Consider the following 20,036-nt stretch of genomic DNA (forward strand, 5'->3'; position numbering starts at 1 on the left):
GAGGTGGAACCCCCTCCGCGCCTGCTCGATGCCGGGGAGGCGGCCCTCGTCGCCGAGTTCGGCAGCGCGGTCGATCCGGCGATCAACGACCGGGTGCTGGCGCTCGACGACGCCCTGCGCGCCGACCCGCCCGCCGGCCTCCGCGAGACCGTGCCGACCTACCGCTCGCTGATGATGCACTACGATCCGCTCGTGCTCGATCGCGCGGCGCTCGCCGCGCGGGTCGTCGCGCTCGCGGACGCTGCCGGTGCGGGCCGGGCCGCGCCGACGCTCTGGACGCTGCCCTGCTGCTACGCCGAGACCAGCGCGGGCGAGCCCTGCGGCGAGGACGTCGCCGCCATCGCCGAGCGCACCGGCCTTTCCGCGGAGCGGGTGGCAGGCCTGCATGCGGGGGCGACCTACCGGGTCTACATGTACGGGTTCGCGCCGGGCTTCGCCTATCTCGGCGGCCTGCCGAGGGAACTGGCGGTGCCGCGCCGGGCAAAGCCCCGCCCGCCGCATCCGGCCAACGCGCTCCTCGTCGGCGGAGGGCTCGCCGCAATCGGCACCGTGCCGATGCCGACCGGCTGGTACGTCATCGCGCGGACCCCGGCCCGGCTCTACGTGCCCGAGCGCGACGAGACCTTCCCGGTCGCCGCCGGCGACCGCATCCGCTTCGCGCCGGTGGACGCCGCGACCTTTTCGGCCCTGGAGCGGCGCGCCGCAGCCGGCGAGGTCGTGGCCCGGCGCGAAGCCTATGCCGGGGACCCGGCGCCGTGAGCCCGCGCCTCGCGATCCTCGCCGCCGGGCCGAGCGTGACGCTGCAGGATGCCGGGCGCCACGGATACCTGCGCTACGGCATCACCTCTGCCGGGCCGATGGACGCGCTCGCCTTCGACACCGCCAACCGCGCCGCCGGCAACCCGCCCGGCGCCACGGCGATCGAGGTCTCGGCCGGCGGCATCACTGTCGCGGCGGAGGGCGGCCCGCTCGGTCTCGTCCTGGCGAGCACGAGCTTCCGCATCGCCCTCGACAGCCAGGCGCTGCCGGCCGCCGTCGCGCTGACGCTGGAGCCCGGCCGGACGCTCGCGGTGCGGGCGGGCTCGGCCGGGGCATGGTGCTACCTCGCGGTGTGCGGACGCATCGCCGTCGCGCCGGTGCTCGGCTCGACCGCGACCCACACCCGGTCCGGCCTCGGCGGCCTCGATGGCCGCGCGCTGGCGGCCGGCGACAGCCTCGCGATCGACGCGGCGCGCGCCGGCGCCGGCGATCCGCAGGCCCTGGTCGCGCCCTGGCTCGACCGGCCGGCCGACACGATCCGCGTCGTGCTCGGACCGCAGGACGACGCCTTCGCGGCGGACCAGATCGCGGCGTTCCTCGACGGCCCGTGGACGGTCGCCGGGCGCGGCGACCGCATGGCCTGCTTCCTCGACGGCCCGCGCCTGACCCATGCACGCGGCCACGACATCGTCTCCGACGGCATCGCCATGGGCGCGATCCAGGTGCCGGGCGAGGGGCTGCCGATCGTGCTGATGGCCGACCGGCAATCGACCGGCGGCTACCCGAAGATCGCCACGGTGATCGGCCCCGACCTCGGGCGGCTCGCCCAGGCCCAGGCCGGCACCCGGCTGCGCTTCGCCGCGGTCTCGATCGCGGACGCCGTCGCGGCCCGCAGGGCGGAGGCCGCGTGCCTCGCGCGCGAGATCCGGATGGAGCCGGTGGTCCGCACCGCATTCCCGTCCGAGCTGCTGCTCGGCCTCAACCTCGTGGACGGCGTCGTCGACGCACGCCGCTGATCGCGCAGGCGGTTGGACGAAGACTTGCTTGGGCGCAGCCGCATGGATCTCGATACGATCAGCTCGGTCCTCACCCCGCAGGAGCCCGGCTCGCTGCCGGGCTGGCGCACGGGCGACGCGTGGCTCGCCGGCGGCACCTGGCTGTTCTCGGAGCCGCAGCCGCATCTCGCGCGGCTGATCGACCTCACCGCCCTGGCGCTTCCGCCGAGCGCGGCCACCGAAGCGGGCTTGAGCCTGTCGGCCACCTGCACGATCGCCGAGCTGGACCGGATCGAGCTGCCGCCCGCCTGGATCGCCGCGCCGCTCGTCGGGCAGAGCTGCCGGGCGCTGCTCGGGTCGTTCAAGATCTGGAACAGGGCGACCGTGGGCGGCAACCTCTGCCTCGCGCTGCCCGCCGGGCCGATGAGCGCGCTCGCCGTGGCGCTCGACGGCGTCTGCACCATCCGCACCAGCGCGGGCGGCGAGCGCCGGATGGCGGTGGCCGAGTTCGTGCTCGGGCCGCAGGCGACCGCGCTCGCCCCGGACGAGGTCCTGCTGCGCCTCGACATGCCGGCCTCGGCCCTCAAGCGGCGCGCGGCCTTCCGACGGATCTCGCTGAGCCCGAACGGCCGCTCCGGCGCCCTGCTGATCGGCACGCGGGACGCCGACGGCACGCGCGTCGTCACCGTCACGGCCTCGACCCGCCGCCCGGTGCGCCTCGTCTTCTCGGCACCGCCGAGCGCCCGCGACCTCGCCGACGCGATCGCAACGCGGATCGACGACGCGCTCTGGTACGACGACGTGCACGGCGCGCCGGATTGGCGCCACCACGTCACCGGCCTGCTCGCCGAGGAGATCCGGGCCGAGCTCAGCGAGGGCGCATGAGGATCGTCGTCAACGGCCATGCCGAGGAGGTGGCGCCGCGTCCCGGCCAGTGCCTGCGCACGCTGCTGCGCGAGCAGGGCTGGTTCGGCGTCAAGAAGGGGTGCGACGCCGGCGATTGCGGCGCCTGCACGGTCCACCTCGACGGCGAGCCGATCCACAGCTGCCTGCTGCCGGCGTTCCGGGCCGAGGGGCGCAGCGTCACCACCATCGAGGGGCTGTCCGGCCCGTGCCGGCCGGGGCAGGGGGTGCCGGATCAGGCGCCGGACCCGCTGCACCCGATGCAGGCGGCCTTCGTCGCGGCCCAGGGCTTTCAGTGCGGCTTCTGCACGCCCGGGATGATCATGACGGCGGCGTCCCTCGACCAGGGCCAGAAGCGCGACCTCGGCGCGGCGCTGAAGGGCAATCTCTGCCGCTGCACCGGCTACCGCGCCATCCGCGACGCCATCGCCGGCATCGCCTCGGCCGAGGCGGCGACTGCGAGCGACCCGATCGGGCGCAGCGTGCCGGCGCCCGCGGCGCCGGACATCGTGTCGGGCCGCGCTGGCTACACCTTCGACCTCGCCATGCCGGGCCTGCTGCACATGCGGGTGCTGCGCTCAGACCACGCGCACGCGCGGATCGTCGCGATCGATCGCGCGGCCGCCCTGGCGCTCCCGGGCGTCGTCGCGGTGCTCACCCATGCGGACGTGCCGAACCTGCGTTTCTCCACCGGCCGGCACGAGAACCCGGCCGACGACGCGCCCGATACCCGCGTGCTCGACGACACCGTCCGCTTCGTCGGCCAGCGCGTCGCCGCGGTGGTCGCCGAGACGGAAGCCGCGGCCGAGGCCGGCGTGCGAGCGCTCGGGATCACCTACGCGGCGTTGCCGGCTGTGTTCGATCCGGTGGCCGCGATGCAGCCCGGCGCCCCCCTCGTCCACGCGTCGATCGAGCCGGGCGCGGACGCGCCGCCCCACCCGTCGCGTCCGAACCTCGCGGCCGAGGCCCACGGCCTGGTCGGCGACGTCGAGGCGGGTTTTGCCGAGGCGCACCGCATCCACGAGGGCACCTACCTCTCGCAGCGGGTGCAGCACGCCCATCTCGAGACCCACGGCGCGATCGGCTGGCGGGACGCGGACGGCCGCCTCGTGATCCGCTCCTCGACGCAGGTGCCGTTCCTGACCCGCGACGCGCTCTGCACGCTGTTCGGCCTCGACCGATCGCAGGTGCGGGTGATGGCGGCCCGCGTCGGCGGCGGTTTCGGCGGCAAGCAGGAGATGCTCACCGAGGACCTCGTCGCGCTGGCGGTGCTCCGCACCGGGCGCCCGGTGAAGTGGGAGCTCACCCGCCAGGAGCAGTTCACCGCCACCACCACCCGCCATCCGATGCGGGTCCGGGTGAAGCTCGGCGCGCGAGCCGACGGCACGCTCACCGCGATCCAGCTCGACGTCGTCTCGAACACCGGGGCCTACGGCAACCATGCCGGCGGCGTGCTCCACCACGGCACCAACGAGGTGATCGGCGCCTATCGCTGCCCGAACAAGCGCGTCGACGGCTACGCCGTCTACACCCACACCCTGCCGGCCGGCGCCTTCCGCGGCTACGGCCTCAGCCAGACGATTTTCGCCGTCGAATCGGCGATGGACGAGCTCGCCCGCGACCTCGGCCTCGACCCTTACGCGATGCGCCGCCGCAACGCGGTGCGGCCCGGCGACCCGATGGTCTCGACCAGCCTGGAGCCACACGACGTCGAATACGGCAGCTACGGCCTCGACCAGTGCCTCGACCTCGCCGAGCGCGCGATGGCGGCCCCCGGCGGCGACCCGGCTCCGGAGGGCTGGCGTGTCGGCGAGGGCATGGCGATGGCGATGATCGACACGATCCCCCCGCGCGGGCATTTTTCGGACGCGCGGATCGCGCTGCGCGCGGACGACGGACGCGATCGGGCCCACCTTTTCCCTCCCCCCTCTGCGGGGGAGGGTACCCTGCGCAGCAGGGGGGGAGAGGGGAGCGCCGCTTCCGGCACTGTCGCTCCCCTCTCCCGACCCTCGCTGACGCGAGGCCCACCCTCCCCCGCAGAGGGGGGAGGGACCCGCGCTTCGCCCGTCGCGCCCGCGCTCTACGAATTGTCCGTCGGCACCGCGGAGTTCGGCAACGGCACCACCACCGTGCATGCGCAGATCGCGGCGACCGCCCTCGGCACCGCGCCGGACCGCATCCGCATCCGCGCCTCCGACACCGACGCGGTCGGCCACGACACCGGCGCCTACGGCAGCACCGGCATCGTCGTGGCGGGGCGCGCGACGCTGAACGCGGCGGAGGCGCTCGCGCGCGCGATCCTGACCCGGGCGGCGGCGCAGGCGGGCGCCGCGACCGCCGACTGCCGCCTCGAGGGCGACCACGTGATCGTTCCGGGGGGCCGCATCGCGTTGGCCGACCTCATCGCCGAGGGTCCGCTCGAAGCGAAAGGCCGGGCCGACGGCTCGCCGCGCTCGGTCGCCTTCAACGTCCAGGCGTTCCGGGTCGCCGTGCATCCGGGGACCGGCGAGGTCCGGATCCTGCGCAGCGTCCACGCGGCCGATGCCGGCCGCGTGATCAACCCGATGCAGTGCCGCGGGCAGGTCGAGGGCGGCGTCGCGCAGGCCCTCGGCGCGGCGCTGTACGAGGACGTGCGTCTCGACGAGGCCGGCCGCGTGATCACCCAGACGTTCCGGAACTACCACATCCCGGCCTGCGCCGACGTGCCGGCGACCGAGGTGCTGTTCGCCGACACCCACGACAGCATCGGCCCGCTCGGCGCGAAATCGATGAGCGAGAGCCCGTTCAACCCGGTCGCCCCGGCGCTCGCCAACGCGATCCGCGACGCGACCGGCGCGCGGCTCACCGCGACGCCGTTCGCGCCGGACCGGATTTTTCGGGATGTCGGGGCGGCCTGACCTTCAGCCCGGCACGATGCTCCGGTCGAGCACGCGGCCCTGGCCCGGCACGGACAGCACCCGGCCGTCCTCGGCGACGACCTGCCCGCGCGCGATCGTCATCACCGGCCAGCCAGTCACCGAAAACCCCTCCCAGGGGGTGTAGTCGGCGCCGTGATGGAGCGCCGCCTGCGTGATCGTCTCGCGGCGGTTTGGGTCCCACAGGGTCAGGTCGGCGTCGAAGCCGGGGCCGATCGAGCCTTTCTTCGGATACAGGCCGTAGAGCTTGGCGTGGTTCGTCGCGGTGAGCGCCGCGAACTGGTTCAGCGAGATCCGCCCCTTCGACACGCCCTCGGAGAAGAGCACCGGCAGCCGGGTCTCGATGCCGGGGATGCCGTTCGGGATCCAGCGGAAGGAGGTTCTTGCGCGCGGGTTGAGCTTGCCCTGGGGGTCGTCGTAGCGGAACGGGCAATGGTCGGAGGAGACCACGTCGAAGATCCCGCGCTGCAGGCCGGACCAGATCGCCGCTTGGCTCGCGGCATCCCGCGGCGGCGGCGAGCAGACGTACTTCGCGCCCGACATCGGGTCGTCGCCGATCCCCTTCATGTCTTCGGCCGTCAGCGTCAGGTATTGCGGGCAGGTCTCGGCATGGATCTTCAGGCCGCGCGCCTGCGCCCACGCGATCTGCTCCATCGCCTGCTCGCCCGAGACGTGGACGATGACGATCGGCAGGTCGACCAGCTCGGCATGGCTGATCGCCCGATGCGCCGCCTCGCGCTCGACCGGTTGCGGCCGCGACAGCGCATGGCCGAAGGGCCGGGTCTCCCCGGCCTTCTCCAGGCGCTCGCCGAGGTAGCGGATCGCGTCGTAGCCCTCGGCATGGACCATCACGCGGGCGCCCTCGCGCCGGGCGACGTCGAACACGTCGAGGATCTGCCGGTCGTTCAGGACCAAGTCGTCGTACGTCATGAAGACCTTGAACGAGGTGTAGCCGGCGGCGATCAGCGCCGGCAGCTCCTGCCCGAGCACCGCCTCGGTCGGGTCCGAGACGATCAGGTGGATCGCCGCGTCGACGTGGCATTGCCCCTCGGCCAGACCGCGATAGGCCTCGGCCGCCGCGCGCAGGGAGCCGCCGCGCGGCTGCAACGCGAACGGCATCACGCAGGTGTTGCCGCCGGCGGCGGCCGCCCGCGTCGCCGAGGCGAAGTCGTCGGCCATGACGATGCCGGGCCCCGAGGGCTGCGCGATGTGGACGTGGCTGTCGATGCCGCCCGGCAGCACCAGCAGCCCGGACGCGTCGATGGTCCGGGCCGCGTCCGCCACCCGCTCGGCCACCGCGACGATGCGGCCGTCGCGGATGCCGATCTCGGCACGCAGCGTGTCGGCGGCGGTGACGACGGTGCCGCCGCGGATCGCGAGATCGAAGTCGGGCATGGTTTCGCCGCCTCTCGGGTGGAACCTCGGTCCTGTCGACCGGTCCGGCCGCCCTGGCACGATGCGTGCCCGGATCGCCTCCATCCGCCCGCGAGAGTGTCCGACCCGATGTCCCCAGCGCCGCTCAACCGCTTCTCCGTCGCGCCGCTCGCGCAGATGACGCGCCGCCTCGCCGACGTGGCGTCGGGCCGGGCCGAGCCGGACCTCGTGATCGCCGGCGCGCGGGTGCTCTCGACTTATTCCGACCGCATCCTGCCCGAGCGCGAGGTCTGGATCGCGGGCGGCCGGATCGCCGCGGTGAAACCCGCCGGCAGCCATCGCGGCGGCGCGGCGCGGTTCGATGCCGCCGGCGGGCTGATCGCGCCGGGCCTCGTCGACCCGCACCTGCACATCGAAAGCAGCATGATCACCGCCTGCGCCTACGCCGAGGCGGCACTTCTGAACGGCACGACGACGATCGTCTGCGACAGCCACGAGATCGGCAACGTGCTCGATGCCGACGGCGTCGCCTGGATGCTGGAGGATGCCCGCGCGGCGGCGCTCAACATCTACCTCACCGTGCCGAGCACGGTGCCGGCGACGACGCCGGAGCTGGAGACCGCCGGCGGCGACCTCACCGCCGAGAAGATCGCCGCCCTGTTCGACGCCTGGCCCGAGGCCTTGGGCCTGGGCGAGAAGATGGATTTCGTCGCGGTCGCCGAGGGCGATCCCCGCGCCCACGCGATCATCGCGGCTTCGCTGTCGCGCGGGCGCCCGGTCTCGGGCCACATCTACGGCCGCGACTTCGTCGCCGCCTACGCCGCGTCCGGCGTCACCGACACCCACGAGGCGATCGACCGCGACATCGCCGACGACCTGCTCGACGCCGGCATCTGGATCTTCCTGCGCGGCGGGCCGCCGACGACGCCGTGGCACTCGCTGCCGAAGGCGATCGGCACGGTGGTCGATTACGGCGCCGCCTGGAAGCGAGTCTGCTGCTGCACCGACGACCGCGACGCCGAGGACCTCCTCGCCTACGGGCTCGACTGGGTGGTGCGCGAAGCGGTGCGGATGGGCATCCCGAAGCCGGCGGCCTGGTCGATGGGCTCGCTGCACCCCGCGACGCGCTACGGCCTCGACGGGGAGGTCGGCGGCCTCGGCGGCGGCCGGCGGGCCGACCTCGTGCTGCTCGACGACGACCTCGTGCCGCAATCGACCTGGTACGGCGGCGAGCTGGTGGTCGAGAACCGCACGATCACGCCGCGCCTCGACGCGGCCCTGTCGCGCCCCTACCGCTACCCGGCGCGCGCCTACGCCACCGTCCACCTGCCGGTGCCGGTGCCGTCGCTGATCCCGACGCTGCCGGAAGCCCCCTGCACCGTCAACGCGATCCGCACGACGCTGCCCGGCATCGAGCTCGTCCACGAGCGCGTGGCCCTGACGCCTTCCGCGGACTGGCCGACGACGCTCGCCGAGAACGATCTGTGCCACGTCGCCGTGGTGGAGCGGCATGGGCTCGGCGGCCACGCCGCGCACGGGCTGCTGCGCGCCTTCGGGCTGAAGCGCGGCGCGGTGGCGAGCAGCGTCGGCCACGATTCGCACAACCTCATCGTCGCCGGGCTGAACGAGGCCGACATGCGGGTCGCGGTCGACGCCATCGCGGCGCATCAGGGCGGGGTCTGCGTGGTCGAGGACGGCGCGGTCGTCGCGATGGTGCCGCTGCCGGTGGCGGGCCTGCTCTCGGACAAGCGCGTCGGCGCGGTCGCCGAGGAGGTCCGCGCCCTGAAGGTCGCCTGGGAGCGGGCCGGCTGCACCATCCCCTACATGGGCTTCAACCTGATCCCGCTCTCGGTGATCCCGCAGATCCGCATCACCGACAGGGGCCTGGTGCTGGTGCCGGAGATGCGCCAGGTGCCGCTGTTCGAGCCGGCCTCGGAGAGTTTCCGCCCAATCAGAGCAGGAAGTCGAGCAGCGTCCGGTTGAAGGCTTCCGCCCGCGTGACGCTGTGGGCGTGGCCGCCCTCGGACACCAAGTCGAGGCGGGCCTTGGCGAGGCCGGCGGCGAGGCGTTCGGACGCGGTGTAGGGCACCAGCACGTCGTCGCGGGCGGCCATCACCAGGGTCTCGTGCGGGATCGCGCCGAGCCGACCGGCCAGGGTGAAGCGCTCCAGCCCGCCGATCCGCGCGAGCACCGTCTCGGGCCCGGGGAAATGCGCCAGTGCATGCGCCTCGTCCGCCGCCACCCGCGCGGCATTCTCGGACAGCCACGGGGCGGGATAGAGGAAGATCGCCTGCGCGCGGACGAAGGCCTCGGGGCCGGCATGGTTCAGGAGCGCCTTGCGGGCGGAAAAACACCGCAGCGTCGCGGAATCGATCGCGTCCCAGCCGTTGATCACGACGATGCGCCCGACGCGCGTCGGGTGGTTGAGCGCCAATTGCAGCGCGATCAGCCCGCCGAGCGCGTGCCCGACGACGTCCGCCCTCGTGGTGCCGGTGGCGTCGAGGACCGACAGCGCGTCCTCCGCCATCGCCGCGGTGTCGTGGCCGGGCTCGAGCGGGCCCTTCGAGCGGCCGGTGCCGCGATGGTCGTAGGTCAGGACGCGGAAGTGCGGAACCAGCGCGGGCATCTGCGGCGCGAAGTAGCCCGCCATCCCGCCGAGCCCCGGCGAGAGCAGGACGGTCCGCGCGCCGTCGCCGGCGACGTCGTGATGGACCGGCATCAGACCGAGGTGTCGACGGCAAGCGCGCCGACCGGCCTGCCGACATGCGCCACAGAGGCGATCTCGACCAGCGCGTCCGGCTTCACCAGCCCGCACTGGATGCAGTAGCGCGCCGGCTTCTCACCGGGGAAGTATTCGGCATAGACCGCGTTGATCGCCGCGTAGTTGGCCCAGTCCTTCAGGAAGACGTGGTTGAAGGTCACGTCGTCCATGGTCCCGCCGGCGGCCGCGACGACGCCCTTGATCGTCTCGAGCACGTGGCGGGTCTGGGCCGAGGCGTCTCCGACATGGACGACGTTGGCGTCGGCGTCGAGCGGCAGCGTGCCCGAGACGTAGAGCACGCCGTCGGCCAGGGTTCCGGGCACGTAGGGCGCCAGGGGCTTGCCGGTGCCGGGCGGGATCACGACGGTCTTGGGCATTGTGTTCGGGACTTTCCGTTGGCGATCACTCGGCAGCTTCGGTGCGACGCGGCTCGGCACAGAGGGCCCTCTCGAAGGCCGCCACGTCCGAGACCCAGCCGAAGAACGTCTCGATGTTGAGGAGCGCGCCCTCCTGCAGGCTCGGCGGGCCGGCCTGGTGGGTGGCGTCGGCCAGCACGATGCCGAAATATTCGAGGAAGAACCCGTCGCGCAGGGTCGATTCCACGCAGACGTTGGTGGCGATTCCGGTGAAGACCAGGGTGCGGATGCCGCGCGCCCGCAGGGTGCTGTCGAGCGCCGTGTTGTAGAAGCCGCTGTAGCGCGGCTTGCCCATCACGATGTCGCCGGGCTGCGGCTTCAGCAGGTCGACGAGGTCGTAGTCCCAGGTGCCGCGGGTCAGCAGCCGGCTGTTCAGCCCCGGCTGCCGGCGCATGGTCTTCAGCGCGTTGGACTTGTGCCAGTTCGGCGAGCCCGGCCCCCCGGCCTCGACGTAGTCGGCGTCCCATCCGTTCTGGAACCACAGCACGACGATGCCGGCCGCCCGCGCGGCCGCGACGGCGGCGGCGATGCGGCCGATCACCGGCCCGGTCTGCGACACGTCGAAGCCGGCCAGATCGAGGTAGCCGCCCTTCGTCGCGTAGGCGTTCTGCATGTCGACGACGATGAGCGCGGTGGCCTCGGGCGCGAAGGCGATCGGCTCGGGCCGCGCGGGCAGCGTCACGCCGCCGAAGCGGCCGGCGGCGTCGCGGTATCCGGCGGGCGCCTCCATCACGCGACCTCGGAGAGCGGCGCCGCAGCCGCGGCGACGTGCCGGCGGGTCAGCATCAGCGGTTGGATCTTCTGCCCGAAATCGTCGAGCCCCTTCAGAAAATCGTCGAACACCAGCAGCACCCCGCCGGTGCCGGGCACGGTCATCACCGCGTCGAGCATCCGCGCCACGCTCTCGAACGAGCCGACGAGGGTGCCCATGTTGATGTTCACCGCCGAGGTCGGGTCGGCCATCTGGCGCACGTTGGTGTCGGCGCCGGACTTCGTGTCGGCCGCGCCCTGCACGCCGAGCCAGGCGATCGCCTCCTGGTCCGCGCCCGCCTTGTAGTGCTCCCACTTGGCGTGGGCGGCGGCATCGGTCTCGTCGGAGATCACCATGAACAGCACGTAGGAGGAGACGTCGCGGCCGGTCTTCGCCTTGGCGGCCTCGAGGCGCGCAACCGTCGGCGCGAAGGCGGTAGGGGTGTTCACGCCCTTGCCGAAGCAGAAATTGTAGTCGGCGTAGGTTGCGGTGAAGGCCATGCCGGCCTCGCTCTGGCCGGCGCAGATCACCTTCATCGCACCTTGCGGCCGCGGGCTCAGGCGGCAATCGTCCATCTGGAAGTATTGGCCCTTGAGGTCGCTGCGCCCGGTCTCCCAGAGCTCGCGCAGGATCTGCGCGTATTCCGAGAGGTACCGGTACCGGTCGGCGAAGAAGGCGTCGCCGGGCCAAAGGCCCATCTGCGAATATTCCGGCTTCTGCCAGCCCGTGATCAGGTTGAGGCCGAAGCGTCCCTCGGAGATCGAGTCGATCGTCGCGGCCATCCGCGCCGTGATCGCGGGCGGGAAGCACAGGGTCGGCGCGGTGGCGTAGAGCTTGATCCGCGAGGTGACGGCGGCGAGCCCGGCCATCAGCGTGAACGATTCGAGGTTGTGGTCCCAGAACTCGGTCTTGCCGCCGAAGCCGCGCAGCTTGATCATCGACAGGGCGAAGTCGAGGCCGTAGCCCTCGGCCTTCAACGTCACCGCCTTGTTGAGGGCGAAGCTCGGCTTGTATTGCGGAGCATTCTCGGAGAGCAACCAGCCGTTGTTGCCGATCGGGATGAAGACCCCGACATTCATCGCTGCGGCGGGTTCGTCCATCGGCCACCTCTTCCGAACGCGACCCGACCCGCTCGCGGCGGGCCCGAGACGGGGAACGGTAACCGCTCGAACCAGCCCGTCAAATCGCGGACGCGGCTCTGCACAAAATCTCCGCGGGTTGCTCAGGCGATGCGCGCGATCCGCCTAGCCGGGAAGCGATCCTGGGTGCGGATCGAGCCGCCCGGATGCGCGAAACGCCGCCCGCGATCTGGTAGACCGGGCATCACGTGCCCTGCCCGATGGACGCCGCGATGCGCGAGACGCCTGCCCCGAACGCCGCCACCTCACTCCGCGCCGCCACGAACCGGGCGTCCTATCCGCGCCACGTCTCGATTGGCACGCGCTGGGCCGACAACGACGTCTACGGGCACGTCAACAACGTGGTCTACTACGCGTTCTTCGACACCGCGGTGAACGGCCTGCTGGTCGAGGCCGGCGTGCTCGACATCGCGCGATCCCCGGTGATCGGCCTCGTCGTCGAGACCGGCTGCCGCTACCACGCGCCGATCGCCTTCCCGGACGTGGTCACCGCCGGCGTGCGCGTCGCGCGGATCGGCCGGTCGAGCGTGCGCTACGAGATCGGGCTGTTCCGCGGCGACGCCGACGAGGCCGCGGCCGAGGGCTTCTTCGTGCATGTCTACGTCGACCGCGCCACCCGCCGGCCCGTCGCGTTGCCGGAGCCGCTGCGCACGGTCCTGCAAGGGTGGACCAGCGCCGCGGAGCCGTCCCTGCCGTGACACCTCCGCCCCCCCTTGCTATGGCGCGGGGATGAGACACCGTCGCATCGTCGGGCGCCGGTGCGAGCGGATTTGACACGATCATGAACATCTTCGCCCTGTTCGAGGCGCGCGTGCGCGAGGCCGTCGAGGCGCTGGTCCGCGGCGGGACGCTGCCCGAAGGCCTCGACCTCGCCCGGGTCGTGGTCGAGCCGCCGCGCGACGCGAGCCACGGCGACCTCGCCACCAACGCCGCCCTGGTGCTCGCCAAGGAGGCCAAGACCAACCCGAAGGCGTTGGGCGAGGCGCTGGCCGCCGAGCTGCGCACGGACCCGCGCGTGATCGGAGCCGAGGTCGCCGGCCCCGGCTTCATCAATCTGCGCCTCGCGCCCACCGTGTTCCACGGCGTTCTGCGCGGCGTGCTGGCCGATCCCGCCGGCTATGGGCGCGGACGGATGGCGGGCGGCCCGGTCAACATCGAGTACGTCTCGGCCAACCCGACCGGCCCGATGCATGTCGGGCACGGCCGCGGGGCGGTGTTCGGCGACGCGCTGGCCAACCTCCTCGTCGCCGCCGGCCGGCAGGTGACGCGCGAGTACTACATCAACGACGCCGGCGCCCAGGTCGACGTGCTCGCCCGCTCCGCCTACCTGCGCTACCGCGAGGCGCTGGGCGAGGAGGTCGGGGCGATCCCCGAGGGTCTCTATCCCGGCGACTACCTCGTCCCGGTCGGCCAGGCTCTGGCCGAGACCCACGGCCGCGCGCTGCTCGGACGGCCGGAGGCCGAATGGCTGCCGGTGGTGCGCGAGACCGCCATCGCCGCGATGATGGCGATGATCCGCGGGGACCTCGCCGCGATCGGCATCCACCACGACGTGTTCTTCTCCGAGCGCACCCTGCAGGGGGAGGGCGGCGGCGCGGTCGCCGCGCTGCTCGCGGAGCTGCGCGAGAAGGGCCTCGTCTACGAGGGACGCCTGCCGCCGCCCAAGGGGCAGGTGCCGGAGGATTGGGAGGACCGCGAGCAGACCCTGTTCCGCACCAAGGATTTCGGCGACGACACCGACCGGCCGCTGCTGAAGTCGGACGGCTCCTACACCTACTTCGCCTCCGACATCGCCTACCACCGGGCGAAGTACCTCGCCGGCGCCACCGAGCTGATCGACGTCCTCGGCGCCGACCACGGCGGCTACGTCAAGCGCATGCAGGCGGCGGTGAAGGCGGTCACCGACGGGCGGGCGAGCCTCGACGTGAAGCTGTGCCAGCTGGTGCGGCTGTTGCGCGCGGGCGAGCCCGTGAAGATGAGCAAGCGCTCGGGCGAGTTCGTGACGCTCCGCGAGGTCATCGACGAGGTCGGCCGCGACGCGATCCGCTTCATGATGCTCTACCGCAAGAACGACGCGACCCTCGATTTCGACCTCGCCAAGGTGGTCGAGCAGTCGAAGGACAACCCGGTCTTCTACGTCCAGTACGCCCATGCCCGCATCCGCTCGGTGCAGCGGCAGGCACGCGAGGCGTTCCCCGACTTCGATCCCGCCGATGCGGCGGCGCTGGGTGATGCGGACTTCGCGCTGCTGTCCGATGCGGGCGAGGCCGAGATGCTGCGGCTGATCGCGCAATACCCCCGCGTGCTGGAGGCGGCCGCCGCCGCCCACGAACCGCACCGGATCGCGTTCCACCTCTATGAAACGGCGAGCAGCCTGCATAGTTTCTGGAACAAGGGCAAAGACTTGCCGCAATTACGGTTTGTTAATCCAACCGACCGAAAGTCGACTCGGGCGAGGCTGGCGCTGATCGAAGCGCTGCGAGGCGTCCTGGCATCCGGTCTCGCCGTGCTTGGCGTGAGCGCTCCGGACGCGATGCGATGAGTGCGCCCCCTAAGTCGGCGTAGGATAAGGATGCTGCTATGACGAACGCTTCGCGTGCGCCTGTCGATTTCGACGCCTTCGCGCGCGATCTGCAGCAGCCTTCGCCGGCCCCGCGGGCCGTCGAACCTGCCGCCCAGAAGCCCGACCCGCTGGCGGAACTCGCCCGCATCGTCGGCCAGGACGATCCTTTCCGCGCCCTCCTCGCCGCCCGCGACGACCGGCGCGAGCCCGCGCCCCAGGCGTCCGCCCATCGCGGCCGCCAGGAGCCGAGCTTCGGCAACGAGGCCGCCCATCATCCGAACGATTACGCCGAGCCGCAGCGCAACACCCCGGCCGACGCGTTCGACCAGTATCTCGCCTCGGTCGACCACGGCTCCGACCAACCGGTGGCCTACGGCGACGCGCAGACCTACCAGGACGGCGGTTCCGAGGCCTACGACCAGCGCAGCCTGAAGCGGGTGAAGCCGCGCCGGCGGCTGGTCACGGTCGGCGCGGGCGTCGCCGTCGTCGTCGTCGCGGTGACCGGCGCACTGACCTACAAGGGCCTGAGCCGCGGCGGCAGCGGCGGCGGCGTGCCGGTGATCCAGGCCGACACCTCGCCGGTGAAGGTCGCGCCGAAGGTCGCCGACGGCGTCGAGATCCCGGACCAGAACCGCCAGATCTACGAGCCCAAGGCCAAGGACAGCCAGATCCGCATCGTCAACCGCGAGGAGCAGCCCCTCGACGTGGCCCAGGCCGCCCGCGCGGCGCAAGGGCAGGATCGGCCTACACAGGATCGCGGCGAGACGGCCAACCTCACGCCGGGCTCGGCCTCGTTCGACGTGTTCGGCCAGCCGCGCAAGGTCCGCACCGTCGTGGTCCGGCCGGACACCCCGCCCCCGGCGGTCCAGCGCGAGGCCCAGGCGGAATCGTCCCCGATCTCGCCGGTCCCGACCATGACGCTGCCGGGCGACGATGCATCCGCCGCACGCCCCAAGCCCGGCCGGATGGCGGCGGCTTCGACGCCGCAGATGCCGAGCCAGACCGCGACCGCGCAGCCGCCCTCGCAGCCCGCCGCAACGCAGGCGCCGCCGGCGCCCGAGCGCACGCCCGCTGCAGCGGTCCCGCCGCCGGCCAAGCCGAAGGCACCGCAGCGCGTCGCCGCCGTCGCGCCCGAGGCCGCCGTCCCGGTCGAGGCCCCGGCCACGACGGCGACCGTGAGCAACGCCGCCGTCGGCGGGTTCTCGGTCCAGCTCGGCGTCCGCACCAGCGCCAAGGAAGCCCAGACCGCCTTCCGCGAGATGCAGGGCAAGTACAGCCAGCTCGCCGGCAAGCCGGAGCTGATCCGCCAGGCCGAGGTCAACGGCAAGACGATCTTCCGGGTCCGCGTCGGGCCGCTGGCCAAGGCGGAAGCCACAAGCCTCTGCACCGAGCTTCAGGGCGCCGGCGGACAGTGCTTCGTCGCCAAGAACTGAGCCCGCCTCCACAAAACCCGCGTCGGCGGATCGCCTGAGATCGGCGATCCGCCGGGGCCGCGTCTGAGTCGCCGGCGCAACACCCGAGCGTGCGCGGACCGATGGTCCGGCCGACGTCGCGGTTTGGCCTTGCGGCGCGGGCATCTCCTGTCGGACGCTCGCCACGGATTCGTATTCTTCGTCCGGGCAGGCGATGCCCGCAACCCAACCCTCCCGGGAAGACCGTCCCCGATGACCTCCCGTGCCCTGATCCTCGGCTGCGCCGGCAAGACCCTGTCGCCAGACGAGACCGCGTTCTTCCGCGACGTGCGGCCCTGGGGCTTCATCCTGTTCAAGCGCAACATCGGCACGCCGGACGAGGTCCGGGCGCTGACCGCGTCGCTGCGCGCCACGATCGGCCGGGACGACGCGCCGATCCTGATCGACCAGGAGGGCGGTCGGGTTCAGCGCATGGGGCCGCCGCACTGGCCGGCCTACCCGGCCGGCGGGCGCTTCCGCCGGCTCGACGGGGCGGCCGCCGCGATGGCGCGGCTCGGCGCGCGCCTGATGGCGCACGACCTCGCCGACGTCGGCATCAACGTCGACTGCGCGCCCGTCCTCGACGTGCCCGAGCCCGGCGCCCACGACATCATCGGCGACCGCGCCTACGCCACGACGCCGCAGCAGGTGGCCGAGATCGGCCGGGCGGTGGCCGAGGGCCTGATGGCCGGCGGGGTGCTGCCGGTGATGAAGCACATCCCCGGGCACGGCCGCGCCGCCTGCGACAGCCACCACGGCCTGCCGGTGGTCGAGGCGAGCCTCGAATCCCTCGCGGCTCAGGATTTCCGGCCCTTCCGCGCCCTCGCCGACCTGCCGATGGCGATGAGCGCCCACGTGGTGTTCACGCAGATCGATCCCGACCGGCCGGCGACCCAGTCGGCGCCCGTGATCGCCGACGTGATCCGCGGCGCGATCGGCTTCGACGGCCTGCTGATGACCGACGACCTGTCGATGCATGCCCTGACCGGGCCGTTCCGCGCCCGGGCCGAGGCGGCCTTCGCCGCCGGCATCGACGTGGCGCTCCACTGCAACGGCGACGCGGACGAGATGCGCGCCGTCGCGGAGGGCACGCCGTCGCTGGCCGGTGCCGCCCTGCGCCGCGCGGAGGCGGCGCTCGCCCGGCTCGGGGGCGCCCGCGACGGCCTCGACCTGCCGCTGGCCCGTGCGCAATTCGCCGCGGCCCTGGCGCAGGCCGCCTGACGGGGCGCGGTCCCCGCATGGGATTGCCGGGGCGATCCGGGTTTGACCGCTTGTGTTAACCCGGCGCGGTCCCTAGGTTCTGCCCGAAATTCAACCGCGGACACGTGCCGACGCGGACACGTCTCTCACGATGCGTGACCCGTGGCGCAGGAGGTTGCCATGGGCAGCATGAGTATCTGGCACTGGGTCGTCGTCGCCGTCATCGTGATGCTGCTGTTCGGCCGCGGCAAGGTCTCGGACCTGATGGGCGACGTCGCCAAGGGCATCAAGGCGTTCAAGAAGGGCATGGCCGAGGACGAGGCGCCGACGCAGGCGGCGACCCCGCCCGTCGCCCCGGCCGAGCCCGTCCGCACCATCCCGCACGCGGGCGAGACCAGCCCCGGCACCGCGATCCCGGCGAGCCACCTGCCGCAGGGCGAGCGCAAGCCCGTCTGAGGAGGCCCGGGCCCGCGCCCCCGCGTTGGGGGCACGGCTCATTTCCCGAGGCCCGTCGGCGCCGTGGCGACGGGCCCGAGGCTGCAGGACCGTCGACGACATGCTGGACATGAGCTGGGGGGAGGTGATGCTGATCGGCGGCGTCGCCCTCATCGTCATCGGGCCGAAGGACCTGCCGAAGGCGCTGCGCACCGTCGGGCAGGTGACGCGGAAGGTCCGCCGCATGGCGGGCGAGTTCCAGATGCAGTTCAACGAAGCGATCCGCGAGGCGGAGCTCGACGACGTCCGCAAGGAGGTCGACGGCATCCGCGACACGGTGCGGGGCGCGAGCGGCGGCTTCAACCCGGTCCAGACCATCCGCGACGAGCTCAAGGGCGCCGTCGAGGCCCGCGCGCCGAAGCCGAGCTCGGCGACGCTGGCCGACGCGACCGCGCAGCTGAAGGCGGCCGAGAGCGCGGCCCCGACGACCGGCGGCGCCTACGACGTGCCGAAGGCCCTGGAACAGCCCGTCGCCCAGCCCGTCGCGGAAGTGCAGGCCGCCCCCGAGCCGCTTCCCGTCCCGGGCTCCGTCGACGACCCCTACGGGCCGGCCCCGGACCCGACGCCCGCGCCACACGGCCCGGCCCCCTCCGCACCGGCCGCAGGCCATTAAGCGATGATCGACCAGACGGACGAGGCCGAGATCGAGGCGTCGCGGGCGCCGCTCCTCGACCACCTGATCGAATTGCGCGCACGGCTGATCAAGTCGCTGATCGCGTTCGTGATCATGTTCTTCGGGTGCTTCTTCTTCTCGCGCGAGATCTACAACATCCTCGTCCACCCCTACGTCTCGATCGTCGGGGTCGAGAACGCCAAGCTGATCGCGACGCACTTCCTCGAGCAGGTCTTCACCAACATCAAGCTCAGCGTCTTCGGCGCGGCGTTCCTCGCCTTCCCGGTGATCGCGACGCAGATCTACGCCTTCGTCGCCCCGGGCCTGTACCGCAACGAGCGCAAGGCGTTCATGCCCTACCTCGTCGCCACGCCGGTGTTCTTCGTGCTCGGCGCGCTGGTCGTGTTCTTCCTGGCGATGCCGCTGCTCATCAAGTTCTCGGTGTCGCTGCAGCAGGTCGGCGTCGCCGGCGAGCCGACGATCGCGCTGCTGCCGAAGGTCGACGAGTACCTCTCCCTGATCATGACGCTGATCTTCGCCTTCGGCATCGCCTTCCAGCTGCCGGTGATCCTCACGCTGCTCGGGCAGATCGGCATCATCGACGCCAAGTTCCTGCGCGAGAAGCGGCGCTACGCGATCGTCCTCGTCTTCGTCGCCGCCGCCGTGCTGACGCCGCCCGACGTGATCTCGCAGCTCTCCCTCGCGCTGCCGATGCTGCTGCTCTACGAGGCCTCGGTGTTCTCGGTGTCGCGCATGGAGACGCTGCGCGCCCGCCGCCGCATCGCCGAAGGGCTCGACCCGTAGGACCGAGCCGCGACGCCGGGCGTCGACGACGACGGGGCATGACCCGGCTGCGGGTGAGGCTCGATTTTGAGGATCCCGGGCGGGGCTTGCTCCGGTTCGAGGCTCCGTGCCGCAGCGACCGGGTCCCTCAGAGACCGGGTCCTTTGGCGGCGCCGAATATCCTGGCCGGCCGACCGCCGACCGTCCCCTGAACCACCACGACCCAGGCATCCGCTTCCGCGACGCGGGCCGCCGTTCGGGGCACCTCGAACCGCACCGCCTGGCCGGTCCAGGGCCCGAGGCGCTGCAGGCCGCGCACGACGTTGACGTAGGTGGCGGTTCGGCCGCGGTTCTCGCCACCGCCGATCGCGACCGGGCGGCTGCGCAGGACCGGAACCAGCCAGACGTCGCCCTTCAGATCCGCCTTCGGTACCGGCTCGGCCCCGATCTCGATCACGATCCGCTCGTCGCGCTCCTCGCCGCGGACCGGCACGGGGAGACCGCCGCGGGCGTTCGCCTCGCGCAGCAGCTTCTCCAGGGCGGCCCTGTCCGAGGCGACGGTCGAGGCGGAGCCGTTGATCACGGCCTGGGGGGTGAACATCTGGCGCGCGCCGTGCACGCCGGAATAGGCATGCTGCCGCTCGCCGAACGGGCGCTGGGCCAGGGTGTCCTTCCAGCCGAGATAGTCCCAGTAGGTCACGGGAAGCGTCAGCGCGAGGATGCCGGGCTGGCGGGCGAGGTCGCCGATCACCGGATCGGCCGAGCGGCAGGCGGCGCAACCCTGGCTGGTGAACAGCTCGACCACCGCGCGCAACGGCTCGGCCGCAGCCGGACCGCACGGCAGGCCGGCGGCCAACGCCGCGAGCAGGACGCGGATCGGGACGAACGCGTGGGAACGAGCGTGGGTCGCCGTCATCG

18 protein-coding genes are annotated in these 20,036 nt (G+C 72.6%); 12 read left to right on the plus strand and 6 right to left on the minus strand.

What is annotated here, in order from left to right; translation table 11 throughout:
- Positions 1-3 precede the first annotated feature (3 nt).
- Genes MKK60_RS23670 through MKK60_RS23685 form a run of 4 tightly spaced genes read left to right on the plus strand, consistent with a single transcriptional unit; the run spans position 4 to position 5,554 of the window.
- The gene (locus tag MKK60_RS23670; RefSeq protein WP_243988800.1) at positions 4-759 is read left to right on the plus strand and encodes a 5-oxoprolinase subunit B family protein; all 756 of its coding nucleotides are present in this window, start codon (positions 4-6) and stop codon (positions 757-759) included.
- On the plus strand, positions 756-1,775 hold the full coding sequence (locus MKK60_RS23675; RefSeq protein ID WP_243988801.1) for a biotin-dependent carboxyltransferase family protein: 1,020 nt from the start codon (positions 756-758) through the stop codon (positions 1,773-1,775). Before MKK60_RS23670 ends, MKK60_RS23675 begins: the two co-directional genes overlap by 4 nt.
- A gap of 42 nt (positions 1,776-1,817) precedes the next feature.
- Entirely contained in the window at positions 1,818-2,639 is an 822-nt protein-coding gene (locus MKK60_RS23680; RefSeq protein WP_243988802.1) for an FAD binding domain-containing protein, read from the plus strand.
- Positions 2,636-5,554, plus strand: coding sequence for a molybdopterin-dependent oxidoreductase (locus MKK60_RS23685; RefSeq protein ID WP_243988803.1), 2,919 nt, complete (start codon positions 2,636-2,638; stop codon positions 5,552-5,554). Before MKK60_RS23680 ends, MKK60_RS23685 begins: the two co-directional genes overlap by 4 nt.
- Before the next feature lie 3 nt (positions 5,555-5,557).
- On the opposite strand, the gene hydA is transcribed toward MKK60_RS23685, so the two are convergent.
- A complete protein-coding gene (gene hydA / locus MKK60_RS23690; protein ID WP_243988804.1) occupies positions 5,558-6,967 on the minus strand; it encodes a dihydropyrimidinase in 1,410 nt (469 codons plus the stop codon).
- A gap of 108 nt (positions 6,968-7,075) precedes the next feature.
- Here hydA and MKK60_RS23695 point away from each other — a divergent pair, with 108 nt between their 5' ends.
- Positions 7,076-8,929, plus strand: a complete 1,854-nt coding sequence (locus MKK60_RS23695; RefSeq protein ID WP_243988805.1) for an adenine deaminase C-terminal domain-containing protein — start codon at positions 7,076-7,078, stop codon at positions 8,927-8,929.
- Here MKK60_RS23695 and rutD read toward each other — a convergent pair.
- Genes rutD through rutA form a run of 4 tightly spaced genes read right to left on the minus strand, consistent with a single transcriptional unit; the run spans position 8,898 to position 11,953 of the window.
- Positions 8,898-9,665: a pyrimidine utilization protein D gene (gene rutD / locus MKK60_RS23700; protein ID WP_243988806.1), complete on the minus strand. Its 768-nt coding sequence runs from the start codon at positions 9,663-9,665 to the stop codon at positions 8,898-8,900. The two genes, MKK60_RS23695 and rutD, sit on opposite strands and share 32 nt — an antisense overlap.
- Positions 9,665-10,084 carry a pyrimidine utilization protein C gene (gene rutC, locus MKK60_RS23705; RefSeq protein ID WP_243988807.1) on the minus strand — a complete coding sequence of 140 codons (420 nt, stop codon included), beginning with the start codon at positions 10,082-10,084 and terminating at the stop codon, positions 9,665-9,667. The genes rutD and rutC overlap by 1 nt, the downstream gene beginning before the upstream one ends.
- Before the next feature lie 25 nt (positions 10,085-10,109).
- Positions 10,110-10,853, minus strand: a complete 744-nt coding sequence (rutB, locus tag MKK60_RS23710) for a pyrimidine utilization protein B (protein ID WP_243988820.1) — start codon at positions 10,851-10,853, stop codon at positions 10,110-10,112.
- Positions 10,853-11,953, minus strand: a complete 1,101-nt coding sequence (rutA, locus tag MKK60_RS23715; RefSeq protein ID WP_243988821.1) for a pyrimidine utilization protein A — start codon at positions 11,951-11,953, stop codon at positions 10,853-10,855. The genes rutB and rutA overlap by 1 nt, the downstream gene beginning before the upstream one ends.
- 272 nt (positions 11,954-12,225) lie before the next feature.
- On the opposite strand from rutA, the gene MKK60_RS23720 reads away from it, so the two are divergent.
- From MKK60_RS23720 to tatC, 7 genes are all read left to right on the plus strand, one after another.
- On the plus strand, positions 12,226-12,711 hold the full coding sequence (locus MKK60_RS23720) for a thioesterase family protein (RefSeq protein WP_210248631.1): 486 nt from the start codon (positions 12,226-12,228) through the stop codon (positions 12,709-12,711).
- A gap of 83 nt (positions 12,712-12,794) precedes the next feature.
- Positions 12,795-14,555 carry an arginine--tRNA ligase gene (gene argS / locus MKK60_RS23725; RefSeq protein WP_243988808.1) on the plus strand — a complete coding sequence of 587 codons (1,761 nt, stop codon included), beginning with the start codon at positions 12,795-12,797 and terminating at the stop codon, positions 14,553-14,555.
- Between the two features lie 38 nt (positions 14,556-14,593).
- Entirely contained in the window at positions 14,594-16,009 is a 1,416-nt protein-coding gene (locus tag MKK60_RS23730; RefSeq protein ID WP_243988809.1) for an SPOR domain-containing protein, read from the plus strand.
- Between the two features lie 231 nt (positions 16,010-16,240).
- Entirely contained in the window at positions 16,241-17,248 is a 1,008-nt protein-coding gene (gene nagZ, locus MKK60_RS23735; protein WP_243937491.1) for a beta-N-acetylhexosaminidase, read from the plus strand.
- A 159-nt stretch (positions 17,249-17,407) separates the two neighbouring features.
- On the plus strand, positions 17,408-17,683 hold the full coding sequence (locus tag MKK60_RS23740; protein ID WP_147727044.1) for a twin-arginine translocase TatA/TatE family subunit: 276 nt from the start codon (positions 17,408-17,410) through the stop codon (positions 17,681-17,683).
- 100 nt (positions 17,684-17,783) lie between these two features.
- Positions 17,784-18,335: a Sec-independent protein translocase protein TatB gene (gene tatB / locus MKK60_RS23745; RefSeq protein WP_147727045.1), complete on the plus strand. Its 552-nt coding sequence runs from the start codon at positions 17,784-17,786 to the stop codon at positions 18,333-18,335.
- Between the two features lie 3 nt (positions 18,336-18,338).
- The gene (gene tatC, locus MKK60_RS23750; RefSeq protein ID WP_147727046.1) at positions 18,339-19,139 is read left to right on the plus strand and encodes a twin-arginine translocase subunit TatC; all 801 of its coding nucleotides are present in this window, start codon (positions 18,339-18,341) and stop codon (positions 19,137-19,139) included.
- A gap of 127 nt (positions 19,140-19,266) precedes the next feature.
- Here the strand turns inward: tatC and MKK60_RS23755 are convergent, their stop codons facing one another.
- Complete coding sequence (locus MKK60_RS23755; RefSeq protein ID WP_243988810.1) at positions 19,267-20,034, minus strand: DUF1223 domain-containing protein; 768 nt, start codon at positions 20,032-20,034, stop codon at positions 19,267-19,269.
- Positions 20,035-20,036 lie beyond the last annotated feature (2 nt).

It is taken from the genome of Methylobacterium sp. J-092 (assembly GCF_022829325.1).
Lineage (GTDB): Bacteria > Pseudomonadota > Alphaproteobacteria > Rhizobiales > Beijerinckiaceae > Methylobacterium.